This is a genomic window from Bradyrhizobium sp. HKCCYLRH3061, assembly GCF_051168015.1.
In the GTDB taxonomy this organism is placed as follows: domain Bacteria; phylum Pseudomonadota; class Alphaproteobacteria; order Rhizobiales; family Xanthobacteraceae; genus Bradyrhizobium.
Genome location: NZ_JBNPUE010000001.1, coordinates 244,043 through 265,443 on the forward strand (window position 1 = coordinate 244,043; position 21,401 = coordinate 265,443).

A 21,401-nucleotide genomic window follows, 5' to 3' on the forward strand; every position below is an offset into this window, starting at 1 on the left:
ATGAGCATCATCGCAAATCCCGACATCGCAAAGTCTGCTTCTCGCCGCGGCTTCGAGCGGCATCTCAAGGTCGAGAACGTCTCGCGCCGCGCCATCCTGCAGACGCTGGGGCTCGCCGGCGGGTTCGTGCTCGCGGCTCCCTTGCTGTCGCGCCCGGCGTTTGCCGCCTATGAGACCGGCGCCGGCAAGATGCCGCACGGCACCGTGGTCGATCCCAAGGTCTTCGTTTCGATCGCCCCCGACGGCATCGTGTCGATCGTCGCCCACCGGTCCGAGATGGGCACGGGCGTGCGGACCAGCCTGCCGCTGATCGTGGCCGAGGAGATGGAAGCCGACTGGTCGCGCGTGCGCGTCGTGCAGGCCCCCGGCGACGAGGTGAAGTTCGGCAACCAGGATACCGACGGCTCGCGCAGCACGCGGCACTATCTGCTGCCGATGCGACAGATCGGCGCGCTGGCGCGGGCGATGCTCGAAGCCGCGGCGGCCAAGCGCCTCGGCGTGCCGCCGAGCGAAGTGAAGGCCGTCAATCATGAGGTCGTGCACAGCGCCAGCGGCCGCCGCCTCGGCTTCGGCGAGCTCGCGGCCGATGCCGCCGGTCTGCCGGTGCCTGCGGTCGACACCATCAAGCTGAAGTCGCCTGCGGATTTCCGTTATCTCGGCAAGGGTCAGGTCAGCATCGTCGATCTGCACGACATCACCGTCGGCAAGGCGCGCTACGGCGCCGACGTCCGCCTGCCCGGCATGAAATACGCGGTCATCGCCCGGCCGCCGGTGACCGGCGGCAAGGTCAAGTCGTTCGATCCGGCCGAGGCACTGAAGGTGCCCGGCGTCGAGCAGGTGATCGAGGTCAAGGGCTGGCCGTGGCCGTCGAAGTTCCAGCCGCTCGGCGGCGTCGCCGTGATCGCACGCAACACCGGTGCCGCGATCAAGGGCCGCGACGTGCTCAAGGTCGAGTGGGACGACGGCGCCAATGCGAGCTACGACTCTGTCGCCTATCGGACCGAGCTCGAGGCCGCCGCGCGCCAGCCGGGCCTCGTCGTGCGACAGGAAGGCGACGTCGAGGCCGCGCTGAGGTCGGCCGACAAGGTCGTCATCGGTGAGTACTACCTGCCGCACGTCGCTCATGCCAGCATGGAGCCGCCGGTCGCGGTCGCCGACGTCAAGGGCGACAAGGCCGAGATCTGGGCGCCGGTGCAGAGCCCCGGCGGCACGCACGAGGATGTCGCCAAGACGCTGCAGATTCCGCCGGAGAACGTGACCGTCAACGTCACCCTGCTCGGCGGCGGGTTCGGGCGGAAGTCCAAATGCGACTTCGCGCTCGAGGCTGCCCTGCTGTCGAAGACGGTGGGTGCGCCGGTCAAGGTGCAGTGGACGCGTGATGACGACATCCATCACGATTTCCTGCACACGGTGTCGGTGGAGCGCATCGAGGCCGGCCTCGACAAGAGCGGCAAGGTGGTGGCGTGGCGTCACCGCAGCGTCGCGCCGACCATCCTGTCGACCTTCGCCGCCGGCGCCGACCATGCCGCGCCGTTCGAGCTCGGCATGGGCCTCGTCGACATGCCGTTCGAGATCGCCAACATCCAATGCGAGAATCCGGCCGCCAAGGCGATGACCCGCATCGGCTGGTTCCGGTCGGTCTCGAACATCCCGCGCGCCTTCGCCGTGCAGTCGATGGTCGGCGAGATCGCGCACGCCACCGGCCGCGACCAGAAGGACACGCTGCTCGATCTGATCGGCAGCCCGCGCGTGCTCAAGCTCACCTCGGTGAAGGACCTCTGGAACTACGGCGAGCCCTACGAGAGCTACCCGATCGATACCGGACGGCTGCGCCGCGTCGTCGAGTTCGTCGCCGAGAAAGGCAATTGGGGCCGGTCGGTGCCCAAGGGCCACGGTCTCGGCATCGCCGCGCATCGCAGCTTCGTCAGCTACATCGCTACCATCGTGGAGGTGTCGGTCGACGACAAGGGCAAGCTTGTCGTGCACCAGGTCGACACCGCGATCGACTGCGGCACCTTCGTCAACCCCGAGCGTATCGCCTCGCAGCTCGAAGGTGCCGCGATCATGGGGCTGAGCCTCGCCAAATATGGCGAGGTGAGCTTCAAGAACGGCCGGGTGCAGCAGCGCAACTTCGACGACCATCCGGTGGTCCGGATCGACGAAGCCCCGCTGATCACGAACGTGCACATCGTCCCTGCCGATGCCGACACGCCGCCGAGCGGCGTCGGCGAGCCGGGCGTGCCGCCGTTCGCGCCGGCGCTCGCCAATGCGATCTTCGCCGCCACCGGCAAGCGCCTGCGGGCGCTGCCAATCGGCAATCAGCTCGCGACGTAAGCTTGCAGCAATCAGCAGATCATCGGCCGGAGCGATCCGGCCGATGATCCTACCGGAAGACGCAGGATCAGTCAGCGCCCATAGCGCACCGAGGCATAGCGGCCAATGACGGCGCCACGTCCCTGCCCCGGCGCGCCCGCCACGCCGTGAGGCGTGCTGCCGCAGTCCTGGCGCTGCGGCACCGGCGCAGCCTTGATGGCCGTGTTTGCATTCGGCTGCCCCTCGACGAGCTTCGTCACCAGCGAGCGCAGCCGCTGATTCTCGATCTCCAGCTCTTTCAGATGACGCAGAGCAGGACTGCTGAGACCGCCATAGCGCTGACGCCAACGATAGAAGGTGCGCAGCGACACGCCGGCCGTGCTGCAAATTTCGGCAATCGGAACGCCCGACTCCGCCTCGCCAAGCAGAACCAGAATTTCGTGCTCGGTGTGCAGGGAACGTCGCATGATCAGGTACCCCTACGCGGCCAACGCGGTCAATCTCGCATGAATTCCATGAGCTTGGTAGTGCGGCAACGCATGGGTCTCGCAACCGCGCTCCGCGTGGGCGCACCGCGATCGAGGTCAAGCGCGGCGATGCGGGCTCATCGCAGGCCGCCGGCGCCTCGCCGCCAATTGGCAAAATTGACGCGCGTCGCCAGACACGTCGCCCGCTGCCGGTCGTGTGAGCAAGGCTGAACAGTTTTTGGCGTTGCCGACCGCGACATCCTGCCTTGATATCAGCTGCAAAGACCGAGACCCGAGGAGCCCTGCCATGTCCAAACGCCACGAGATTCCCGCGACGCATGAGAGCATGGTCTGGGGCTATCTCGACAGCACGACGCCGCCGGTGCTCGAGGTCGCCTCCGGCGACACCGTGACGCTGCATTCCTTTCCGGCCGGCGGTAAGGAGACCTTGCCCGAGGACCGTAGGATCGTTCCCGCCAACTACCTCACTGCGCTCGACACCATGATCCAGGGGCCCGGACCGCATTTCATCACCGGCCCGGTCTATGTGAAGGGCGCGCAGCCCGGCGACACGCTCCAGGTCGACATCCTCAACGTCAAGGTCAGCCAGGACTGGGGCTTCGTCTCGATCCTGCCGCTGCTCGGCACCCTGCCAGACGAGTTCACGGACTACGAGACCATCCACCCCAAGGTCGACCACGACCGCCAGGTCTGCATCATGCCCTGGGGCACCGAGATCGCGCTCGATCCGTTCTTCGGCATCATCGCCACTGCGCCGCCGCCGGCCTGGGGGCGGTGCGGCTCGCCGGTGCCGCGCAGTTTTGGCGGCAACATGGACAACAAGGAGCTGCGGCCCGGCACCACGCTGTATCTGCCCGTCTTCAACGAGGGCGCGCTGTTCTTTGCCGGCGACGGCCATGGCGTGCAGGGCGACGGCGAGGTCTGCATCACCGCGCTCGAGACCGGCGTCACCGGCAGCTTCCGCCTCACCGTGCGCAAGGACATGGACATCACCTGGCCGTTCGCCGAGAACGCCACCCACCTGATGTCGATCGGCCTCGACGAGGATCTCGACGATGCCGCCAAGCAGGCGGTGCGCGAGATGGTCAAGCATGTCTGCGCCCGCACCAATTTGTCGCGCAACCAAGCCTACATGCTGTGCTCGCTGGCCGGCAATCTGCGCGTCACCCAGCTGGTCGACGGCAACAAGGGCATCCACATGCTGCTGCCGAAGGCGTATCTCTGAGCCTCCTCTACCGGTTGACGAAGCGATCGTGCGCGGTCAGCACGACCTGCCCGCTCGGATCGACCGCCTCGAAGGTGACGTCGGCATCCTCGGGCTCTGGCATGGTCAGCGTCACCCGCAGCGTTTCCGAGCCGTCGGGCTCGACCTCGATCGCATCCGCCGCCGCATGGCCGACGATGGCGAGCGCCGCGTCGACGCCACTGATCCCGAGCTTGAAGCTCTGCACGGCCGAGGACTTGTTGAGCAGCTTGACGGTGTAGGCGTTGCGCACCGAACCATCCGACAGCCGCACGGCAAGGGGATCACGATCGTGCTGCACCGACAGCACGGCCGTGGTCTTGGTCACGAACGACACCGCGATGACGCCGGCCAGCGCGACGCAGGCCAGCGCGAGTCCGATCGTCTTCGGCCGCACCAGCCGCGACACACGCGGCTCGCCGACACGGCCGCGCTCGATGTTGCGCCAGCTTTCGTAGTCGATCAGGCCGCGCGGACGGTCGAGCTTCGCCATCACGCCGTCGCAGGCATCGACGCAGAGGCCGCAATTGATGCAGGCGAAGCTCGGACCCTGCCGGATGTCGATGCCGATCGGGCAGACCGCGACGCAGGCGCCGCAATCGACGCAATCGCCGGCCGGCAGCCCCTGCGACCGCGCCTCGGCGGCCTTCTTCGCCGACATCCGGGTCTCGCCGCGATAATCGCGATAGTTCACCGTGAAAGCTTCCGGATCCCAGATCGCACCTTGAAGACGCGGCCACGGGCACATGAAAGTGCAGACCTGCTCGCGCGCGAAGCCGGCGAGGCCATAGGTCGTGCCGGCGAACACCAAGATCCAGGTCAGCGCGGTCGCCGACATCTCGCCATGCAGGACATCGCGCACCAGCTCCGGCGCATCGGTGAAGTAGAAGATCAAGGTGCCGCCGGTGCCGAGCGCGATCGCCATCCACAGCGCGTGCTTGGTGGCGATCTGTGCGATCCGCCGCGCCGTCAGCGGCGCGCCGATGTTCTTCAGCCGCTGCCGGCGGTCGCCCTCGACGAGGCGCTCGATCAGCAGGAACAGGTCGGTCCATACCGTCTGCGGACAGGCGAAGCCGCACCACAGACGGCCGGCCAGCGCGTTGACCAGGACGAGGATGAACGTCGCCAGCAGCATCGCCGCGGTGATGAGGTAGAGGTCCTGCGGCCAGATCTCGGCGGGGCCGAGATAGAGCTTTCCGTGGGCGAAATCGAGCAGCACGGCTTGGCCCGGGGCATTCGGTCCGCGGTTCCAGCGCACGAACGGCGTGATGTAGTAGACGGCGAGCGTCAGAACGAGAATCAGCCATTTCAGCCGCCGGATCGGGCCCTTGACACCCTGCGGAACCACGGGGCCGCCAGCGCTGCGCAACGACCGTGCCGGGCCGCGGGCCTGACCCTGGCCCTTGCTTTGGCCTTGGCCCTGCGCCATGCGCCGCGTCTTGGCGTGATCGATCTCGATGGTGATGGCCACGGCTGCCCTCGTTCGCTCGGCTGATGCAGGGCAACGATAGGCGGCGGTGCCCGGCGGCTCTTTGTCGGGCCACAAACTTGCGAACGGGTGGCAGCGCCTGTTTGCGCGGGAACAACGATAGTTCCCGTCCGGCAGGCAATGAGAGGCGCGGCCCCGCGAGCGCCACGGTGGCAGTCGCAGCATCCGGAGGGATGGTTGCGGCTGCCGCGCCTGTCGGATAGCGCGCGTAGCGGCGCTCGCTGCTCGCCTCTCCCCGCGTCCGGGGAGAAGGCGCGTACCGGCATTGCGGCGGCGACTTCCGGTCCGATCGGCAGCGTCAACGTGCTGCACACGACGGGTGGTCCAGCCCCTCTCTCAAACGATCTTGATCGACATGTCCGGCAGGCCCTCGAGCTTGCACAACAGCACGTCGCCCTTGACGACCGGGCCGACATTCTCCGGCGTGCCGGAATAGATGATGTCGCCGGCCTTGAGCTCGAACGCCTCGGACAGTTTCGCGATCTGCTCGGCGACGCTCCAGATCATCTTGTTGAGATCGGAGTTCTGCCGGACCGAGCCGTTGACCGCAAGCGAGATCGCGCCCTTGGTGAAGTGGCCGACCTTCGAGACCGGATGGATCGGGCCGAGCACGGCGGCATGATCAAAGCTCTTGCCGATCTCCCATGGCTTCTTCTCGGCGGCCATGCCGTTCTGCAGGTCACGGCGGGTCATGTCGAGGCCGAGCGCGTAGCCATAGACATGATCGAGCGCCGACCCGGCGGGAATGTTGGTGCCGCCGGATTTCAGCGCCGCGACCAGTTCGACCTCGTGATGATAGTTCTTGGTCAGCGACGGATAGGGATGATCGGCGACCTCGCCGATCGCGACGTTCTGGATCGCGTCGGTCGGCTTCTGGAAGAAGAACGGCGGCTCGCGGTTCGGATCGGAGCCGCGCTCGATCGCATGCGCCGCGTAGTTGCGGCCGATGCAGTAGATGCGGCGAACCGGGAACACGCCTTGCTCGCCGGCGATCGGGATCGTGGTCGCCGGAACGGCGAAGATCGGCTTCGGACCGGCCTGCGCGGCGGCAGGGGGGCCGTCCGCCATGATCGCGGCCGCTGCAGCGGCACTGCCGGCAACGAGAAGATTGCGGCGTGAGGTATCTGCCATTGGGGTCCTCCTGGGGTCAGCCGTCGCGACCGGCGGCCTGTTGTTCTTGAGCGCTGTCGGCGCCCCAACTGATAAGCATATCCAGTATGCCAGCGCCACCATGCGCGCACGCGCCGTCGCTCTCGCGGCGCAACACGCGCCCGAAGCGATGCTCGAGACCCTCGCCGGAATCGCGAGGGCGCAGGGAAGGCCGGGCCTCGGCTGAGGCCCGTGGCCCGCCTGCTCAAAAAAATGCAGGCGGCAGGTACCACAGGTTCAGCCGGACAGACCGGGCCTTCCCTGCGCGGCAGTCTTAACGTCTGCTCCGCGCTCTCCCTGGGGACCGGCTTGATTGCCCCCATCGCCCGCGCGACACGGCCTGTCACGGCTCGCGTCACAAACGAGCTTGGCGCCAGCATCGGGGCGCCAGGACCACACGGCTTGAACGTCCGCGAGCTGACAGTCGTCTCGCGCAAAAGCGCCTGACAGACCCGCGGCCACCGCTCCCCGCCTCAACGTATCGTGACGACGCGTACGCCCCTCTGCATGAGGCGGGATGGAGGGAGGAGAGCACATATTCCGATAAAACGAAAGTTGAAAATTTTTGCGCCGAGATCTGGACAGAGGTGATCGTGCTGAGCGCTCTACGGAATTTTCGTTTTCGGCGCAGGCACGATCTGGATCATGAGAGGGGGTGCGGGGCGGCGCTTGTTGTCGCGCCCGAGCCCGAGTCGTCCGACGGGCACGCACCACCATCGGCACGCGCGTAGGCCGGATGAGCGCAGCTACATCCGGGGGTCCCCTACGCCTCGTGCGATCCCCGATATCGCTGCGCTCATCGGGCTACGCTACAGTCGGGCGTCGCGAAGGACGACCGCAGGCGGGCACCCGGTACGTGATCTGCCGGACCTTCGCTCGCGTTTCCTCGTTACTCAAACCTGACGGCGCAACCGCCATGACCGAGCCGACACCACCCAGGAGACGCCGCATGCTGATCTGGCTCGCAGGCGCCACCGTGCTTGTCCTCGCCGGCGCCGCCATTGCCGCAGGGCCGCTTATGAGCCGGGTCGAACATCCCAAGTATGACGTGGTGAAGCGCGACGGCGACTTCGAGATCCGCGCCTATGCGCCGATGATCATTGCGCAGGCCGAGGTGCAGGGTGCGCGCAAGCCGGCGATCGAGGAAGGCTTTCGCATCATCGCCGGCTACATCTTCGGCGCCAACCGGGCCAAGGCGAAGATCGCGATGACGGCGCCGGTGCAGCAGCAGGCCAGCGGCACACCACCGACGGATAGCGGGAACAGCGACCGCTGGAGCGTCAGCTTCGTGATGCCGTCGAGTTGGTCGCTGGAAACGCTGCCGCCGCCGACCGACCGCAGGATCAAGCTGACGCCCGTCCCGGCACAGCGCATGGTCGCGTTGACCTTCTCGGGCTCCTATTCCGATGGCATCCTGGCCGAAAAAACCCGCGCGCTGCGCGACTACGCGCAACGGAAGGGACTGGCCGTGTCCGGCGCACCGCTGCTCGCCTTCTACAATCCGCCCTGGACCTTACCCATGCTGCGGCGGAACGAGGTGATGCTGGCGTGCAGTTGTTAGCTCATCCCCATCGCCTTCAATCCTGGCAGCGTGTTAGGGGACTGATCTCTCCCTGCATTGCCACGGCACGCTTCTCACTAGTCACCCCGTCCTGCCATGACGCCCTGGAAGAGGGGCGCAATTTGACAGTCAGATGCCATCACCTCCTCACCCCTCGATGATCGCCACCGCCCGCGTCCATCCGGCCGAGGCGCGCTCGATCTTGACCGGGAAGCACGACACGGTGAACCCCGTCGACGGCAGCTGCTCCAGATTGTGCAGCTTCTCCAGGTGGCAATAGCCGATGTGGCGACCGGCCTTGTGGCCTTCCCAGATCAAGGCGGCATCGTGGGTTTCGGCATATTTCTGGGCAGTGAACACGAACGGCGCGTCCCAGCTCCAGCCGTCGGTGCCGGTCAGGCGCACGCCGCGCTCGAGCAGATACATGGTCGCCTCATAGCCCATGCCGCAACCGGAATTGACGTAGTTGGCCTGTCCGAAGCGCGCGCCGGCCGAGGTATTGACGACGATGATCTCCAGCGGCGACAGCGTGTGGCCGATGCGCTTAAGCTCATCCTCGACATCCCTCGCGGTCACCACATAGCCGTCGGGGAAATGACGGAAGTCGAGCTTCACGCCCGGCTGCAGGCACCACTCCAGGGGCACCTCGTCGATGGTCCAGGCGCGCTCGCCGCGATTCATCGTCGGATGAAAATGCCAGGGCGCATCGAGATGCGTGCCGTTGTGGGTCGAAAGATTCACCTGCTCCACCGCCCAGCCCTGCCCATCCGGCAGGTCCTCGGCCTTCAGCCCGTCGAAGAACTGCAGCATGCGCGGCAGCCCCTGCTGATGGTCGATATAGGTGATGGTCGGATGATTGCCGGGCGGATCGGCGGGCACATCGTTCTGCAAGGGCACGGAGATGTCGATCAGCTTGCGGGCCATGGGCGGTCCTCTCTGATTGTCATTATTGGTTGTCGTCGTCGGCAACCGCAGCCATTGCCGACCGTGCCCGAGCCGATGAACTCGCCGGGCATCAGGGTCTCGTCCTTGCTGGTATAGGCGATCAGCTCCTCGAACGAAAACAGCATGCCGGCCGAGCGCGGCCGCGGTGAGCCGTTCCGGAGCCAGCTCAAACTGTTGAACGGCTGGGACGATCTGGACGGAACACCCATGGGGCCGATTGCGGGGCCAGAGCACCCGACCAGCCCCTGAAAGAAAGAGGCCGCCGACACAAGAAGTGCAGGCGGCCCAAGTCCAGGGAGGAAACGCCCCAAGAAGGGCTAGGTTTTACTTACTAGATCAGGAGAGTCGTGGGTATCCGGATGATACCGGAGGTTGTCATCGCGCTGCCGGGTTCCATATCCCGACCGAGATACCGTTAGACTACGCCGCCTGACGCTCCCGCACGCACGAATTCCGTGACCTTCCCGACATTGGAGTGGACCCACTCTGCCATCCGTTGCTCCAGCTGCGGCGACTGCTCGAGCGGCGCGCGGACCTCCTCGACATCGTCGGCGCGGCGCAACGCGAGCAGCGACTTGTAGGTGGCGATCTCAAATAGTGGGCGATCTCAAACTGATCGAATGCGTCGGTGGCGAAGGTGTTCTTCAGGAACTCGTCGCCGAACGGCGCAAGTTCGATCTCCGCCAAGAACGGAACCTTCTCAACGCCACATCGTCGGTGTGACAAGATGCGCGCCATCGGACCGTTTCCGACCGAGAGCGCCAGGGCTTTGTGCAGCCTGATCGACATTGGGCTCAGGTTCGATTGCGGGCGCGTGGTCGAGCTGGATCACAGCAACCGCGGCGGGGTGTTCCGGAGCGCTGCGCTGATCGCGCGCGCATGGCGAAGCGGAACTTGCCGAATCACTCGGCTGGTCAACGGGGTCGTGCATGTGGCAGCTCCGAGCCCTGAAGCGGCGTTTACTAATCCCTTCCGAGACTAGGCGATATCAACTGCGTTAATCCATGCGCGATCTCGCCGCGTGCGGCCGATTCGCCCGCAACGCGACGGACCAGCGTGTGCTTGCCATCCGTTCGTGGCCGCGCGATGACGCCTCCCGCACTGCACGCGGGATCGTGATGGACGTTCCGCCGGCATCAGCGCTCGCGCGCGCCGACGCGGTCGAGCAGTGCCGCACCGGTGCGGATGCCATTGTAGAAGCAGTCGATCGTCATGTTCTCGTTCGGCGCGTGATTGGCCTCGTCGGCATTCGCATAGGGAACGACGAAGGCGGGAACGCCGAGGATCTTGGTGAAGACGTAGTCCGGCAGACTGCCGCCGGTGCACGGAAATTCGAGCGGTGTGACGCCCTGGGCGAGCGCGATGGCATCACGCACGATCGCGCCAAAGGGCGAATCGAGCGGCACGCGCGACGGCAGCATGCCGCCGCGCCGGATGAACTCCACCTCCGGCGCGTGGCGCTTCACATGCGCCTCCACCTTCGCCAGCACGTCGTCCGGCGTCATCGCCTCGACCAGGCGGATGTCGCATTTGACGAACGCCTCGCAGGGCAGCACCGTCTTGCTGCCCGGTCCGCCATAGCCGCCGTGCAAGCCGTTGATGGTCAGCGTCGGATGGAACATCAGGCGTTCGTAGTAGCCGCGATCGGGCGGCGCATCGAGATGGCTGAGACCGAGGCTCGCCTTGGCGGCATCGAGATCCAGCGGCAGGCGTTTCACGGCCGCAATGTCCAGCTCGCTCGGCGGCACGATCGCATCATGCAGACCGTCGATGGTGATCTCGCCTGCGGCATTCTTCATCGTCCCGAGCAGGTGGACCAACGTCCAGATCGGATTCGGCACGATGCCGCCGAGATTGCCGGAATGCACGTCGCGGCTGGCGTGCCTGGCGCGCAGCTCGAACGAGCACATGCCGCGCACGCCATAGGTCATGGTCGGCCGCCCCGAAGGGTGCATCGGCCCGTCCGCGGTGACGACGAAGTCGGCTTTCAGCCGGTCCCTGTTGGCGGCGACGAAATCGGCGATGCGCGGGCTGCCGATCTCCTCCTCGCCTTCGAGCAGAAAGATCACATTGCAGGGCAGCTCGCCATGCACTCGGAGATGGGATTCGATCGCCATGAGCTGCGCGAAATGCTGGCCCTTGTTGTCGCCGATGCCGCGCGCATAGATGCGGCCGTCGCGGATGGTCGGCTCGAACGGCGGGCTCAGCCACAGCTCCAGCGGATCCGGCGGCTGCACGTCGTAGTGGCCGTAGAGCAGCACGGTCGGTGCGCCCGGCTTCTTCTGCCAGCGTCCGAGCACCATCGGATGTCCTGCCGTCGGCACCGTCTCGGCATCGAGTCCGATCTCCCGCAGCATCCTCACCAGCAGCGCGGCGACCTCGGCGATGCCGACACTGTGAGCGCTGATCGAGGGATGCCGGACATAGTCCATCACGCGAGCCAGGAAATCCTGCTTTTGATTCTCGATGTGAGCGAACACCGCCTTCAGGCCAGCAGATGGACGCGGCAGGCTACGCTCTTCATTCATGATGTCGGCTTTCGGCGCGTGCAATGGAAGGACAGGCTGATGTTCGATCGAATTGGACCGAAAAGCAAATCACGCGCGGAGCGAGCCCCGCGCGTGATCGATTGACCGCTCGATGCGGCGCGATGCTCAACCCTTGACGGCCGTGACCACGATCTCGATCAGCGCGCCGCCGCCGAGATCGGAGACGCCGACCGTGGCGCGGACCGGCAGGTCGTCGCCGAAGAACGCGGTCCAGGCCGCATCCATCTCCTTCTTCTTCGACAGGTCGGTGACGAAGATCTGGCCGGAGACGACGCGCGTCTTGTCGGTGCCGGCCTCCTTCAGGAAACCGTCGATCTTGCCGAGGATGTTGCGGGTCTGCTCGCTCATCGACACCGAGGTGTCGTCGGCGATGGTGCCGCCAATGAAGACGAAGCCGTTGGCCTCGACGATGCGGTGATGAATGGCGGAGCGGATCTTGCGGGTGATCGTCATCATGTCCTCATGTCGTTGATGAAAGAGTGGAAGTCTGAAAGCGCGCGACGCTGAGACCGCCGATGCGCGTCTGCGTGCCGCCGTGGGCGATCAGCTCGGCCATCACGGCGCCGGCGCCGGGGCCGAGCTGGAAGCCGTGCGCGGAGAAGCCGAACTGGTGATACAGCCCGTCGTGAACGGCGCTCGGCCCGAACACCGGAATGTCGTCGCGCATGCGTGCCTCGATGCCGGCCCAGGCGCGCACGATGGTCGCGCTGCGCATGACAGCGAACAGCTCCGCGACGGTGCGCGCGCTCTCCGACAGCTTGCGCCAGTCGAGCACGGTCTCGTTGCGGTCCTGATCGGGGATGGCGAGGTGTCCACCGCCGATCAGCACCGTGCCGTTGGAGAACTGCTTGAACGACAGCTTGCGGCCGCGCAGGATCACGACGGGATCGATGAAGTGCGCCACCGGCGAGGTGATCATCAGCATCGGCGCGATGGTCTCGACCGGGACCGGCTCGCCGAATTGCGCGGCGATCCGTCCCGCCCAGGCGCCCGCGGCGTTGACCAGCACCGGGGCGGCGAACGTCTCGGAGCCGACGTCGACATGCCAGAGCTTGCCGTCCTTGCGGATGTTCGTCGCAGCCACGCCCTCGCGAATGAGCGCGCCGAGCTGCTCAGCCTTGCGGCGGAACGCCGTCGTGGTGCGCGCAGGCTGCGCCGCGCCGTCCCGGCGAGATACAACGCCGCCCGGACAGCTCTCCGCCACGGCAGGCACGAGGCGACGCAATTCCGAGCCGTCGATCAGCTCCTCATGGCTGAAGCCGCGTGCGTTGAGATCGGCGACGCGGACGCGGCAGGCGTCGAGCTCCGAATCGTTCTCGGCGACCAGCACCTGGCCAAAACTCTCGAAACCGCAATCATCGTCGACGAGGTCGCTGAGGGTCTCCCAGATGCCCATCGAGCGGATCGACAGCGGAATCTCCGCGACGTCGCGCGCGAGCTGCCGCACGCCGCCGGCGTTGACACCGGAGGCGTGGCGGCCGGCATAATCCTTCTCGATCAGCACCGGCTTCAGCCCGGCGAGACACAGATGCAGCGCGGTGGAGCAGCCGTGGATGCCGCCACCCACGATGATGGCATCCGTCTTCACCGTCATCCGCGCACCACGGCCTTGGTCGCCTCTTCGGTCTTCGGCAGGCCTGCGAGCTCGGACAGCATGATCGGCTTCACCGGCGCGCGCAGCCGGTAGTAGCCGATCTCCTGCGGGGTCTTGCCGCGCGCCTGCGCCATCAGCTCGGTGACCGTGAGGCCACACAGCCGGCCCTGGCACGGCCCCATGCCGGTGCGGCGATAGGCCTTGAGCTGGTTCGGTCCGGTGGCGCCGATCGCGACGGAGTCGAGCACATCTCTGGCGGTGATCTCCTCGCAGCGGCACACGATGGTGTCGCCTTGAGGAATACGGAACTGCTTTGCCGGCTGGAATAGAACGTCGAGGAAGGCGCGACCGCGCTCGGCACGTTTCAACTGCGCTGAATGGTCCAGAACCTGTGCCTGGGGCCGCAGCGCCTTGATGGCGCTTGCTGCCGCGATACGGCCCCGCCACGGCGCCGCCTGCGCGCCGCCGATGCCGGCGCCATCCCCGGCAATGGCGATGCCGGGAATGGAGCTGTTACCAAGGGCATCCAGCACCGGAGTCCAGCACAGTTGCAGCTCGTTCCAGCGATGCTCCACGCCGGCGGCCATCGCGAGATTCACATTGGGGACCACGCCCTGATGCAGCAGCAGCAACTCGGCCGCCAGCGTCTCGCGCTTGCCGCCCGCCGTGGCGTAGCTGACCGCCGAGAGCTCGTCATCGCCCTCTGCCACGAGCTCGGTCACAGCGCTGGTGATGCGCACCTTGGCGCGCACCTCACGCATCATCGCAAGCCCCTTGCCGAAATAGGGCGAGGTCAGGAACGCGAAGGCATGAGGCAGCGTCGCGATGTAGTTGGCGCGCGGGGTGGTGTCGAGAATGCGGTCGATGCGGCCGCCGAGGCGCAGGATCTGCGCCGCGAGCAGCCACAGCAGCGGCCCCTGCCCGGCGATCACGGTCGGACCATCCGGCACCAGCCCGGACGATTTCAGCATCGTCTGCGCGGCACCGGCCGTCATCACACCGGGCAGGGTCCAGCCTTGTATCGGGAACGGCCGCTCCTGCGCCCCGGTCGCGATGATGACTCGCCTCGCCTTGATGAAGGCCGAACCGCCGCCGATGGAAACACCGAGTTCGAGATTGCGATCGAGGCTCCACACCGTGGCGCGAGGGATGATCTCAGCGCCGCTGGTCTCCGCGGCTTTCGCGATCTCGGCGCCCGACCAATAGTCGGTGCCGAGCAGCGCCTCGCGCTTCACCGGCGTCGAATGGATCGCGCGCCAGACCTGCCCGCCCGGGCCCGCATTCTCGTCGAGCAGCAAGGTCGACAGGCCGGCGCCGGCGGTCGCGGCCGTCGCGGCCAGCCCGGCAGGACCGGCGCCGATCACCACGACGTCATATTCATCATGCTTCGGCGCCGCGCTCATTTGCCGATCTCCCGCTTGCCCTTCTGGATCTCGATCTGCATGCCCTCGGCGACCGGCACGAGACAGCCTTGCCGGTTGCCGACGCCATCGATGGTGACGAGGCAGTCGAAGCACACGCCCATCATGCAATAAGGCAGCCGCCTTGCGCCGCTCACCGCGGTGGCGCGCCGGACGTCGAGGCCGGAGGCGAGCAGCGCCGCCGACACGGAGTCACCCTCGCGCGCGGCAATCGGCTGGCCCTCGACATGGATCGTCACCGGTCCCCTCGCATCACCCTCAGCTCGTTTGAACATCATCGTCTCCATGGCGCCTTGCGCCGTCATCTCTCAGTAGTAGCCACTGCCGCCGGCTCCGGCCGCGTTCTCGAAGCGCTTCGCGGTGAACGCGCCGATCAGCTCCGGCTCGAGCGCGCCGTCCTTGACCATGCGCGCGATGTCGAAGGCGTGGTTCGCCGCGAGCGTCACGCCGGAATGGCAGCAGGCGACGAAGGCGCCGGAATGGGTCTCCGACTGCTCGTAGATCGGAAAGCCGTCCTTCGGCATCACGCGGATGCCGGTCCAGCTTCTGACGACGTTGAGCCGCGCCAGATGCGGGAAGGTGCGCTGCGCGCGATCGGCCATGACCGCGTTGACGGAAAAGTTCTGCACGCGGTCGTCGAGCTCGTCCTCCTTGCTGTCGCCGATCATCACCGTGCCCTCGTCGGTCTGGCGGATCGTGGTCAGCGGATGCGGCAGGAACGGCATCGTGCGCTCGGTCACGACGATCTGGCCGCGCGTCGGTCCCATCGGCGCGGACAGCCCGACCATCGGCGCCAGGGTCTGGTTGGCATTTCCTGCCGCGAGCACGACCTTGGCCGCGCGGATCTCGCCCTGCGCCGTCGTCAGCCTGAACTCATTGCCGTCACGCGCGATCGCACCGACCGCGCGCTCCGGCAGATAGTCGACGCCGAACTGCTTCATGCCGGCGTGCAGGGCGCGGAAGGTGCGCAGCGAATTCACGTGGCCGTCATAGGGACAGAAGCTGCCGCCGGAGACCTCCGGGCCGATCAGCGGCAGCATCTTCTTCACCTCGGACGCCGGCAGCATCTCCATCTGATAGTCGGCGGCGCCGACCTGATTGTGCATGCGCGCGACGAGCTGGGTGCGCTGCTCGTACTCGGCCTCACCGAGGGTGAGATGAAAGCCGCCGTTCTGCTGCAGCACCACGTCGAGGCCGGTCTGCGCCTTCAGCTCTTCGGCGAGCTTCGGCCACGCCTTGGAACCGCGCACCGTCCAGCCGGTGTAGGCCGGCATGCCCAGGCCCTTGCTCTGCACCCACACCAGCGCGAAGTTGGCGCGCGAGGCACGCTTGGCGATGTCGCCCTCGTCGAGCACGGCGACGCGCTGGCCGAGCCGGCCGAGCCCCCAGGCAATCGCAGAGCCGAGCAGGCCGCCGCCGACGACGGCGACGTCATAGTCTTTCGTCATAAGGTCTCCTATCGTCCGGCGTCGCCGCCTTTGGCGGTCAGCACGCGGTCGAGCCCGTAGAAGCGATCGAGCAGGATCAGGACGGTCATGGTGACGGCGATGACGCTGGCCGACACCGACGTCACCAGCGGATCGATGTTGTCCTGGATGTAGAGGAACATGCGCACCGGCAAGGTCTCTGTGCCGGGCGTCGCCAGGAACACGGTCATGGTCAGATCGTCGAACGACTGGATGAAGGCGAGCATCCAGCCGCTCACGATGCCGGGCAGGATCGCGGGCAAGGTGACGCGGCGAAACATGGTCCAGCCGTCGGCACCGAGCGAGATCGCGGCCATCTCGATCGACCGGTCCATGCCGGTCGCGGCGGCAAGCGTCAGCCGCAGCGCGAACGGAAACACCACGACGACATGGGCGATCACCAGCGCCACGAACGTGCCGCCGATGCCGACGGAGGTGAAGAAGCGCAGGAAGGCGATGCCGAGCACGACGTGCGGGATCATCAAGGGTGACAGGAACAGCGCCGACAGCGCGTCACGGCCGCGGAAGCGATAGCGGCTGATCGCCAGCGCCGCCGGCACCGCGAACAAGAGCGCCACGCACGACGACAGCGCGCCGAGCCACAGGCTCACGCCGAAGGCGTGGACGAATTCCGGATAGTCGGCGAGCGCCCTGAACCAGCGCAGCGAGAAGCTGGTGATCGGGATCGACAGAAAACCTTCCGGCGTGAACGCGACCCAGCACACGACGACGATCGGCGCCACCATGAAGACGACGAAGACGGCATGGAAGATCAGCGCCAGAGGGCCGTTCCTGCTCATCGGAACACCTCCTGGTAGCGGCGCTCGATCAGCGCGTTGGAGCCGACGACGATCAGGACGAGCGCGATCAGCAGCAGCACGGCAACCGCGGCGCCGAGCGGCCAGTTCAGCGTGTTGAGGAATTCGTCGTAGGCGAGCGTCGCCGCGACCTTGAGCCTGCGGCCGCCGATGATCGCCGGCGTCGCGAACGCACTCGCCGACAGAGAGAACACGATGATGGCGCCTGACAGCACGCCCGGCATGATCTGCGGCAGCACGATGCGGCGGACCACCGTCAGCGAGCCTGCACCCAGCGACAGTGCCGCGTTCTCGACCTGCGGATCGAGCCGCTGCAGCGCGGTCCACACCGCGAGCACCATGAACGGCATCATCGCATGCGCCAGCGCGATCACCATGCCGGTCTCGGTGAACATGAACCTGATTGGCGAATCGATCAGGCCTGATGACATCAGGAGCTTGTTGGCGAGCCCGTTGTTGCCGCCGAACAGGAGCGCCCAGCCGAGGGTGCGCGCAACCACCGAGATCAGCAGCGGGCCGATGATCACCAGCAGGAAGAGGCCCTTCCACGGCCCCTGCATGCGGTTGAGGATGTAGGCCTCCGGCACGCCGAACACCGCCGTGATCAGGGTCGCCAGCACCGCGACGCGGAAGGTGCGCCAGAACATCTCCGCGTAGTAGGGATCGTCCACGATCTCGCGCCAGTTCTTCAGGATGAACACCGGCTCGATGCCCTTGTACTGGCCCCAATCGTGGAACGACAGCATCACGGTCATGGCCAGCGGGATCACGACGACGCCCAGGAACAGCATCAAGGCCGGCAGCGCCAGGGAAAGCCCGGCCCGCGTCTCCGATGGGTTGGACGCGATGGTCGCGCTCATGCTGCAGCCTTCGCGGCGCGCAGGCTCATGTCCGAGACCTGCCAGACGAGATGCACCGCGGCGCCCTGCTCCGGCTGCGGCAGGCCGTCATTCTGGCGGATCACGATGGCGGGCCCGCATTCGGTGTCGCATTGGAACAGCCAGTGATTGCCCTGGAAGATGCGGCTCGTGATGCGCCCCGCAAGACCGGCGTCGCCGAAGCCGATGCGCTCGGGCCGGACGCTGACGGCGACGGAGCCGGCGACGCCCGCCGGCGCCGGCGCGCTCCACGATCCCGCGACCAGCCTGGCCTGCCCGGAGGCGCAATCCACAGTCGCGGCAAACTCGTTGGTCTTGCCGAGAAACTGCGCGACGAAGACCGAGGCCGGCTGCTCGTAGACCTGCTGCGGCGTGCCGATCTGCTCGATCCTGCCCTTGCTCATCACCACGATGCGGTCGGACAGCGACATCGCCTCGATCTGATCATGGGTAACGAGGATGGTCGTAGTGCCGAGGTCGCGCTGGATCTGGCGCAGCTCGATCTGCATGTCCTCGCGCAGGCGCGCATCGAGATTGGACAGGGGCTCATCGAGCAGCAGCAGGCTCGGCCGGATCACCAGCGCGCGCGCGAGCGCCACGCGCTGCTGCTGGCCGCCGGACATGCGGCGGGGATGACGGTCCTCATAGCCGGCAAGGCCGACCAGCGCGAGCGCCGATCGTACGCGCTCCTCGCGTTCCTTGCGCGCGACTTTGCGCATCTCCAGACCGAACGCGACGTTCTCGGCGGCGGTCATGTGAGGAAACAGCGCGTAGCTCTGGAACACGATGCCGAGGCCGCGCTTCGCCGGTGGCACCGCGACGAGATCCCTGCCCTCGAGGCGGATCGCACCATGTGAGGGATCGAGGAAGCCCGCGATCATCTGCAACGTGGTGGTCTTGCCGCAGCCGGAGGGGCCGAGGAACGAGATGAACTCGCCCTTGGCGACGCCGAGGCTGAACTCTTCGACGGCCGTGTTGGGGCCGAAGGACTTGCCGACGCGGTCGAGCTCGAGGAGGGACATGCTTTGGATCCAGATGGGCGAGGAATACTGGCGCTCCGCGCACGGTGCACCTCCCTTCTCCTTTAGGGGAAGGGAGAACACCGCCGTCAACGAGAGAGGCTCGCAACAAACAACCGGTTAGCGCTCGACCTCGCGATTCCAGCGCTTGGTCCATTCCTCGCGCTTCTCGTTGACCACGCTCCAATCGGGCGCATAGACCTTGGCGGCGCGTTCGCCGATCGGCGCCATCGCGCCCACGCCCTCGGGGATCACGACGGACTTCACGACCGGGCCGTAGCCATATTCCTTCAGCATCGTGAGCTGGATCTTCGGATCGAGCAGCAGCTTGATGAAGCTCGAGGCCAGCGGCGAGACCGACGACTTGGCGATCGGACACGCCGTCGTCAGCAGGCTCACGGCACCTTCTTTCGGATAGACGAAATCGACCGGAAAGCCGGTGTTGGCGAAGCTCTGCACGCGACCGCTGCCCCACACCGCGATGACCGCCTGCCCCGACTGGAACAGCTCGGTCATCTTGCCGGGCGACGGCTCGTAGGCCAATACGTTGGGATTGATGTCATTCTTGAAGATCTTGAAACCGGCATCGACATTGCTCTCGCTGCCGCCGTTCATCTTCGCCAGCATCAGAAGCACGTTGAGGCCGTAGGTGTTGTTGATCGGCGGAATGACGAGCAGTTGCTTGTATTTCGGATCCTTGAGATCGTTCCACGAGGTCGGCGCGGCCCAGCCTTTCTCGGCAAACACCTTCTTGTTGTACATCAGGCCGGTGGCGACGAGGCCGATGGCGACCGCCTTGTCATCCTTGAAGCGCGCGACCTCCAGCAGATCGCCGGGCAGTCCGGTGACCTTGTCGCAGAAGCCGAGCTGGATCGCCTGGTACATCGGGCCGTCATCGACGATCGCGACGTCGATCTGCTGGTTGCCCTTCTGCGCCTGCAGCTTGGCGAGGGTGTCGGTGGAGTTGCCGGCGACGTATTCGACCTTGACGCCGTTGGCCTGCTCGAACGGCGGGATCACCTCCTCGCGGATCGTCTTCTCGAACGAGCCGCCATAACCGGCGACATAGAGCGTCTTCTGCTGAGCCCAGACCTGCGAGGCCGAGGCCAGGACGGCGACGCTGACCGCCATCAGGAGTTTAGGGTGCTTCATTGGACCGATCTCCATCATCTTGGATACGAGACGGTATAAAAAAACCGCCCCAGGGAGATCGGCTTGCCCGATGGCATCCGCAGATCCAGGAAACCCGGAGCTGAAGAGCCTAAAAAACGAGCCTTCCCTCACCCTGCCAAAAAAGATCGCAGCAGAGGCTTTGATCGTCCAATGAATAATGGCACCCTATTCATACGCGAATGTTATGGATGTAAGGACGTATGGCGCGGATCAACTCGCGGCAGGTCGAAGCCTTCCGGGCGATGATGCTGAGCGGCAGCGTCACCGAGGCGGCCAAGCTGATGGCGGTGACGCAGCCGGCGGTCAGCCGGCTGCTGCGCGACCTGCAGGCGCTGCTCAAGATGGAGCTGTTCGAGCGGCGCGGCACCGGCCTGGTGCCGACCGCGGCAGCGACGGCGCTCTACATGGAGGTCGAGCGCTCCTTCGTCGGGCTCGATCGCATCACCGCGGCCGCTGAGGAGATCCGTGGCCGGCGCACCGGGACGCTGCGCATTGCCGCGCTCCCCGCGCTTGCCAATGGCTATCTGCCGCGGCTCGCAGGCCACTTCCTGCAGGAGCGCCCGAACCTCAACCTCGCCTTCTTCGGCGTGATCTCGCCGATCGTGATCGACTGGGTGCTGAACGCGCAATGCGACGTCGGCTTTGCCGAGGTGCCGATCGCCCATGCCGGGCTGCCGAGCATCAAGCTGCCGGCGCTGCCGCGCGTCGCCGTTCTCCCGGCAGGCCACCGGCTTTGCGCGAAGGCGATCTTGGTGCCGCGCGACTTCGATGGGGAGACCTTCATCTCGCTGTCGTCTGGCTCCACCAGCCGGCATCTGATCGATCAGATCTTCCATCGCGAGGATGTCAGGCGCGTGCTGCGGGTCGAGACGACCTTGTCTGAAATCATGTGCGGGATGGTGTCGTCGGGACTGGGCGTCTCGATTTGCGATCCGTTCACCGCGCGCGAATTCGACGGCCGTGGCGTGGTGATGCGGCCCTTCGCGCCGCGCATCGACTTCGAATTTGCCGCGGTGTTTCCGCCGCAGCGCAGCCCCTCGCCGGTGGCGCTGGACCTTGTCCAGTCGGTGCGACAGGCCCTGGAAGAGCTCGGCCGGTCGTCGATCCCTGGAGAAACCGGGTGAGGTCTGGTGGGCGAACCTAGGACCCGCGGATTGTGATCGAGAGTTCTGCCGGTTTGACGGCAGGATTTGATTGCATCGGAATCTTCGTCAGCTCTGTCATGATGCTTCTAGTTGTACGCCCTGACGTTGTTCGACGCAGTTCGATCAAGATCATGTGTGCCCAAGAAAGGG

Annotated in this window: 20 protein-coding genes; 5 read left to right on the top strand and 15 right to left on the bottom strand. The window is 66.2% G+C overall.

Annotation, left to right across the window (positions count from 1 at the left end):
* The gene (locus ACQR2C_RS01230; protein WP_434880239.1) at nt 1–2,334 is read left to right on the top strand and encodes a molybdopterin cofactor-binding domain-containing protein; all 2,334 of its coding nucleotides are present in this window, start codon (nt 1–3) and stop codon (nt 2,332–2,334) included.
* A 71-nt stretch (nt 2,335–2,405) separates the two neighbouring features.
* Here the strand turns inward: ACQR2C_RS01230 and ACQR2C_RS01235 are convergent, their stop codons facing one another.
* Nucleotides 2,406–2,780 carry a transposase gene (locus ACQR2C_RS01235; RefSeq protein ID WP_316179899.1) on the bottom strand — a complete coding sequence of 125 codons (375 nt, stop codon included), beginning with the start codon at nt 2,778–2,780 and terminating at the stop codon, nt 2,406–2,408.
* A gap of 307 nt (nt 2,781–3,087) precedes the next feature.
* On the opposite strand from ACQR2C_RS01235, the gene ACQR2C_RS01240 reads away from it, so the two are divergent.
* Nucleotides 3,088–4,026 (top strand): acetamidase/formamidase family protein, encoded by a 939-nt coding sequence (locus ACQR2C_RS01240; RefSeq protein WP_315803735.1) that lies wholly within the window; start codon nt 3,088–3,090, stop codon nt 4,024–4,026.
* A gap of 7 nt (nt 4,027–4,033) precedes the next feature.
* On the opposite strand, the gene ccoG is transcribed toward ACQR2C_RS01240, so the two are convergent.
* Both ccoG and ACQR2C_RS01250 read right to left on the bottom strand, forming a co-directional pair.
* On the bottom strand, nt 4,034–5,515 hold the full coding sequence (gene ccoG, locus ACQR2C_RS01245; protein WP_434880240.1) for a cytochrome c oxidase accessory protein CcoG: 1,482 nt from the start codon (nt 5,513–5,515) through the stop codon (nt 4,034–4,036).
* 354 nt (nt 5,516–5,869) lie between these two features.
* Nucleotides 5,870–6,664, bottom strand: coding sequence for a fumarylacetoacetate hydrolase family protein (locus ACQR2C_RS01250; RefSeq protein ID WP_434880241.1), 795 nt, complete (start codon nt 6,662–6,664; stop codon nt 5,870–5,872).
* A gap of 967 nt (nt 6,665–7,631) precedes the next feature.
* Here ACQR2C_RS01250 and ACQR2C_RS01255 point away from each other — a divergent pair.
* Nucleotides 7,632–8,243, top strand: a complete 612-nt coding sequence (locus tag ACQR2C_RS01255; protein WP_434880242.1) for an SOUL family heme-binding protein — start codon at nt 7,632–7,634, stop codon at nt 8,241–8,243.
* A 147-nt stretch (nt 8,244–8,390) separates the two neighbouring features.
* On the opposite strand, the gene ACQR2C_RS01260 is transcribed toward ACQR2C_RS01255, so the two are convergent.
* Nucleotides 8,391–9,167, bottom strand: a complete 777-nt coding sequence (locus ACQR2C_RS01260; protein WP_316217020.1) for a cyclase family protein — start codon at nt 9,165–9,167, stop codon at nt 8,391–8,393.
* Nucleotides 9,152–9,397, bottom strand: coding sequence for a fumarylacetoacetate hydrolase family protein (locus tag ACQR2C_RS01265; RefSeq protein ID WP_410051426.1), 246 nt, complete (start codon nt 9,395–9,397; stop codon nt 9,152–9,154). The genes ACQR2C_RS01260 and ACQR2C_RS01265 overlap by 16 nt, the downstream gene beginning before the upstream one ends.
* A 388-nt stretch (nt 9,398–9,785) precedes the next feature.
* Here ACQR2C_RS01265 and ACQR2C_RS01270 point away from each other — a divergent pair, with 388 nt between their 5' ends.
* Nucleotides 9,786–9,911, top strand: a complete 126-nt coding sequence (locus tag ACQR2C_RS01270) for a hypothetical protein (protein WP_315803740.1) — start codon at nt 9,786–9,788, stop codon at nt 9,909–9,911.
* 413 nt (nt 9,912–10,324) lie between these two features.
* Here the strand turns inward: ACQR2C_RS01270 and ACQR2C_RS01275 are convergent, their stop codons facing one another.
* From ACQR2C_RS01275 to ACQR2C_RS01320, 10 genes are all read right to left on the bottom strand, one after another.
* On the bottom strand, nt 10,325–11,716 hold the full coding sequence (locus ACQR2C_RS01275) for a M20/M25/M40 family metallo-hydrolase (RefSeq protein WP_434880243.1): 1,392 nt from the start codon (nt 11,714–11,716) through the stop codon (nt 10,325–10,327).
* Nucleotides 11,717–11,842: 126 nt separating this feature from the next.
* Complete coding sequence (locus tag ACQR2C_RS01280) at nt 11,843–12,190, bottom strand: RidA family protein (RefSeq protein WP_316179892.1); 348 nt, start codon at nt 12,188–12,190, stop codon at nt 11,843–11,845.
* Between the two features lie 7 nt (nt 12,191–12,197).
* On the bottom strand, nt 12,198–13,331 hold the full coding sequence (locus ACQR2C_RS01285; protein ID WP_434880244.1) for an NAD(P)/FAD-dependent oxidoreductase: 1,134 nt from the start codon (nt 13,329–13,331) through the stop codon (nt 12,198–12,200).
* Nucleotides 13,328–14,734 (bottom strand): FAD-dependent oxidoreductase, encoded by a 1,407-nt coding sequence (locus ACQR2C_RS01290; RefSeq protein WP_434880245.1) that lies wholly within the window; start codon nt 14,732–14,734, stop codon nt 13,328–13,330. The genes ACQR2C_RS01285 and ACQR2C_RS01290 overlap by 4 nt, the downstream gene beginning before the upstream one ends.
* The gene (locus tag ACQR2C_RS01295; protein ID WP_434880246.1) at nt 14,731–15,027 is read right to left on the bottom strand and encodes a (2Fe-2S)-binding protein; all 297 of its coding nucleotides are present in this window, start codon (nt 15,025–15,027) and stop codon (nt 14,731–14,733) included. The genes ACQR2C_RS01290 and ACQR2C_RS01295 overlap by 4 nt, the downstream gene beginning before the upstream one ends.
* Nucleotides 15,028–15,060: 33 nt before the next feature.
* Nucleotides 15,061–16,200 (bottom strand): NAD(P)/FAD-dependent oxidoreductase, encoded by a 1,140-nt coding sequence (locus ACQR2C_RS01300; protein WP_434880247.1) that lies wholly within the window; start codon nt 16,198–16,200, stop codon nt 15,061–15,063.
* Between the two features lie 8 nt (nt 16,201–16,208).
* Nucleotides 16,209–17,018 carry an ABC transporter permease gene (locus tag ACQR2C_RS01305; RefSeq protein ID WP_315803746.1) on the bottom strand — a complete coding sequence of 270 codons (810 nt, stop codon included), beginning with the start codon at nt 17,016–17,018 and terminating at the stop codon, nt 16,209–16,211.
* Nucleotides 17,015–17,896: an ABC transporter permease gene (locus ACQR2C_RS01310; RefSeq protein ID WP_434880248.1), complete on the bottom strand. Its 882-nt coding sequence runs from the start codon at nt 17,894–17,896 to the stop codon at nt 17,015–17,017. The genes ACQR2C_RS01305 and ACQR2C_RS01310 overlap by 4 nt, the downstream gene beginning before the upstream one ends.
* Nucleotides 17,893–18,936: an ABC transporter ATP-binding protein gene (locus ACQR2C_RS01315; RefSeq protein WP_316239557.1), complete on the bottom strand. Its 1,044-nt coding sequence runs from the start codon at nt 18,934–18,936 to the stop codon at nt 17,893–17,895. The genes ACQR2C_RS01310 and ACQR2C_RS01315 overlap by 4 nt, the downstream gene beginning before the upstream one ends.
* 117 nt (nt 18,937–19,053) lie before the next feature.
* A complete protein-coding gene (locus tag ACQR2C_RS01320; RefSeq protein WP_434880249.1) occupies nt 19,054–20,085 on the bottom strand; it encodes an ABC transporter substrate-binding protein in 1,032 nt (343 codons plus the stop codon).
* 221 nt (nt 20,086–20,306) lie between these two features.
* Between ACQR2C_RS01320 and ACQR2C_RS01325 the strand changes: the two genes are divergently transcribed.
* The gene (locus ACQR2C_RS01325; protein ID WP_434837691.1) at nt 20,307–21,230 is read left to right on the top strand and encodes a LysR substrate-binding domain-containing protein; all 924 of its coding nucleotides are present in this window, start codon (nt 20,307–20,309) and stop codon (nt 21,228–21,230) included.
* Nucleotides 21,231–21,401: the final 171 nt, after the last annotated feature.

Excerpts from the sequence above, each read along its gene's own strand:
- ACQR2C_RS01240 (WP_315803735.1), top strand. The coding sequence starts at position 3,088 with ATGTCCAAACGCCACGAGATTCCCGCGACGCATGAGAGCATGGTCTGG.
- ACQR2C_RS01295 (WP_434880246.1), bottom strand. The coding sequence starts at position 15,027 with ATGTTCAAACGAGCTGAGGGTGATGCGAGGGGACCGGTGACGATCCAT.
- ACQR2C_RS01320 (WP_434880249.1), bottom strand. The coding sequence starts at position 20,085 with ATGAAGCACCCTAAACTCCTGATGGCGGTCAGCGTCGCCGTCCTGGCC.
- ACQR2C_RS01310 (WP_434880248.1), bottom strand. The coding sequence starts at position 17,896 with ATGAGCGCGACCATCGCGTCCAACCCATCGGAGACGCGGGCCGGGCTT.
- ACQR2C_RS01300 (WP_434880247.1), bottom strand. The coding sequence starts at position 16,200 with ATGACGAAAGACTATGACGTCGCCGTCGTCGGCGGCGGCCTGCTCGGC.
- ACQR2C_RS01315 (WP_316239557.1), bottom strand. The coding sequence starts at position 18,936 with ATGTCCCTCCTCGAGCTCGACCGCGTCGGCAAGTCCTTCGGCCCCAAC.
- ACQR2C_RS01275 (WP_434880243.1), bottom strand. The coding sequence starts at position 11,716 with ATGAATGAAGAGCGTAGCCTGCCGCGTCCATCTGCTGGCCTGAAGGCG.
- ACQR2C_RS01285 (WP_434880244.1), bottom strand. The coding sequence starts at position 13,331 with ATGACGGTGAAGACGGATGCCATCATCGTGGGTGGCGGCATCCACGGC.
- ACQR2C_RS01230 (WP_434880239.1), top strand. The coding sequence starts at position 1 with ATGAGCATCATCGCAAATCCCGACATCGCAAAGTCTGCTTCTCGCCGC.
- ACQR2C_RS01235 (WP_316179899.1), bottom strand. The coding sequence starts at position 2,780 with ATGCGACGTTCCCTGCACACCGAGCACGAAATTCTGGTTCTGCTTGGC.
- ACQR2C_RS01305 (WP_315803746.1), bottom strand. The coding sequence starts at position 17,018 with ATGAGCAGGAACGGCCCTCTGGCGCTGATCTTCCATGCCGTCTTCGTC.
- ACQR2C_RS01325 (WP_434837691.1), top strand. The coding sequence starts at position 20,307 with ATGGCGCGGATCAACTCGCGGCAGGTCGAAGCCTTCCGGGCGATGATG.
- ACQR2C_RS01255 (WP_434880242.1), top strand. The coding sequence starts at position 7,632 with ATGCTGATCTGGCTCGCAGGCGCCACCGTGCTTGTCCTCGCCGGCGCC.
- ACQR2C_RS01280 (WP_316179892.1), bottom strand. The coding sequence starts at position 12,190 with ATGACGATCACCCGCAAGATCCGCTCCGCCATTCATCACCGCATCGTC.
- ACQR2C_RS01250 (WP_434880241.1), bottom strand. The coding sequence starts at position 6,664 with ATGGCAGATACCTCACGCCGCAATCTTCTCGTTGCCGGCAGTGCCGCT.
- ACQR2C_RS01290 (WP_434880245.1), bottom strand. The coding sequence starts at position 14,734 with ATGAGCGCGGCGCCGAAGCATGATGAATATGACGTCGTGGTGATCGGC.
- ACQR2C_RS01260 (WP_316217020.1), bottom strand. The coding sequence starts at position 9,167 with ATGGCCCGCAAGCTGATCGACATCTCCGTGCCCTTGCAGAACGATGTG.
- ACQR2C_RS01265 (WP_410051426.1), bottom strand. The coding sequence starts at position 9,397 with ATGGGTGTTCCGTCCAGATCGTCCCAGCCGTTCAACAGTTTGAGCTGG.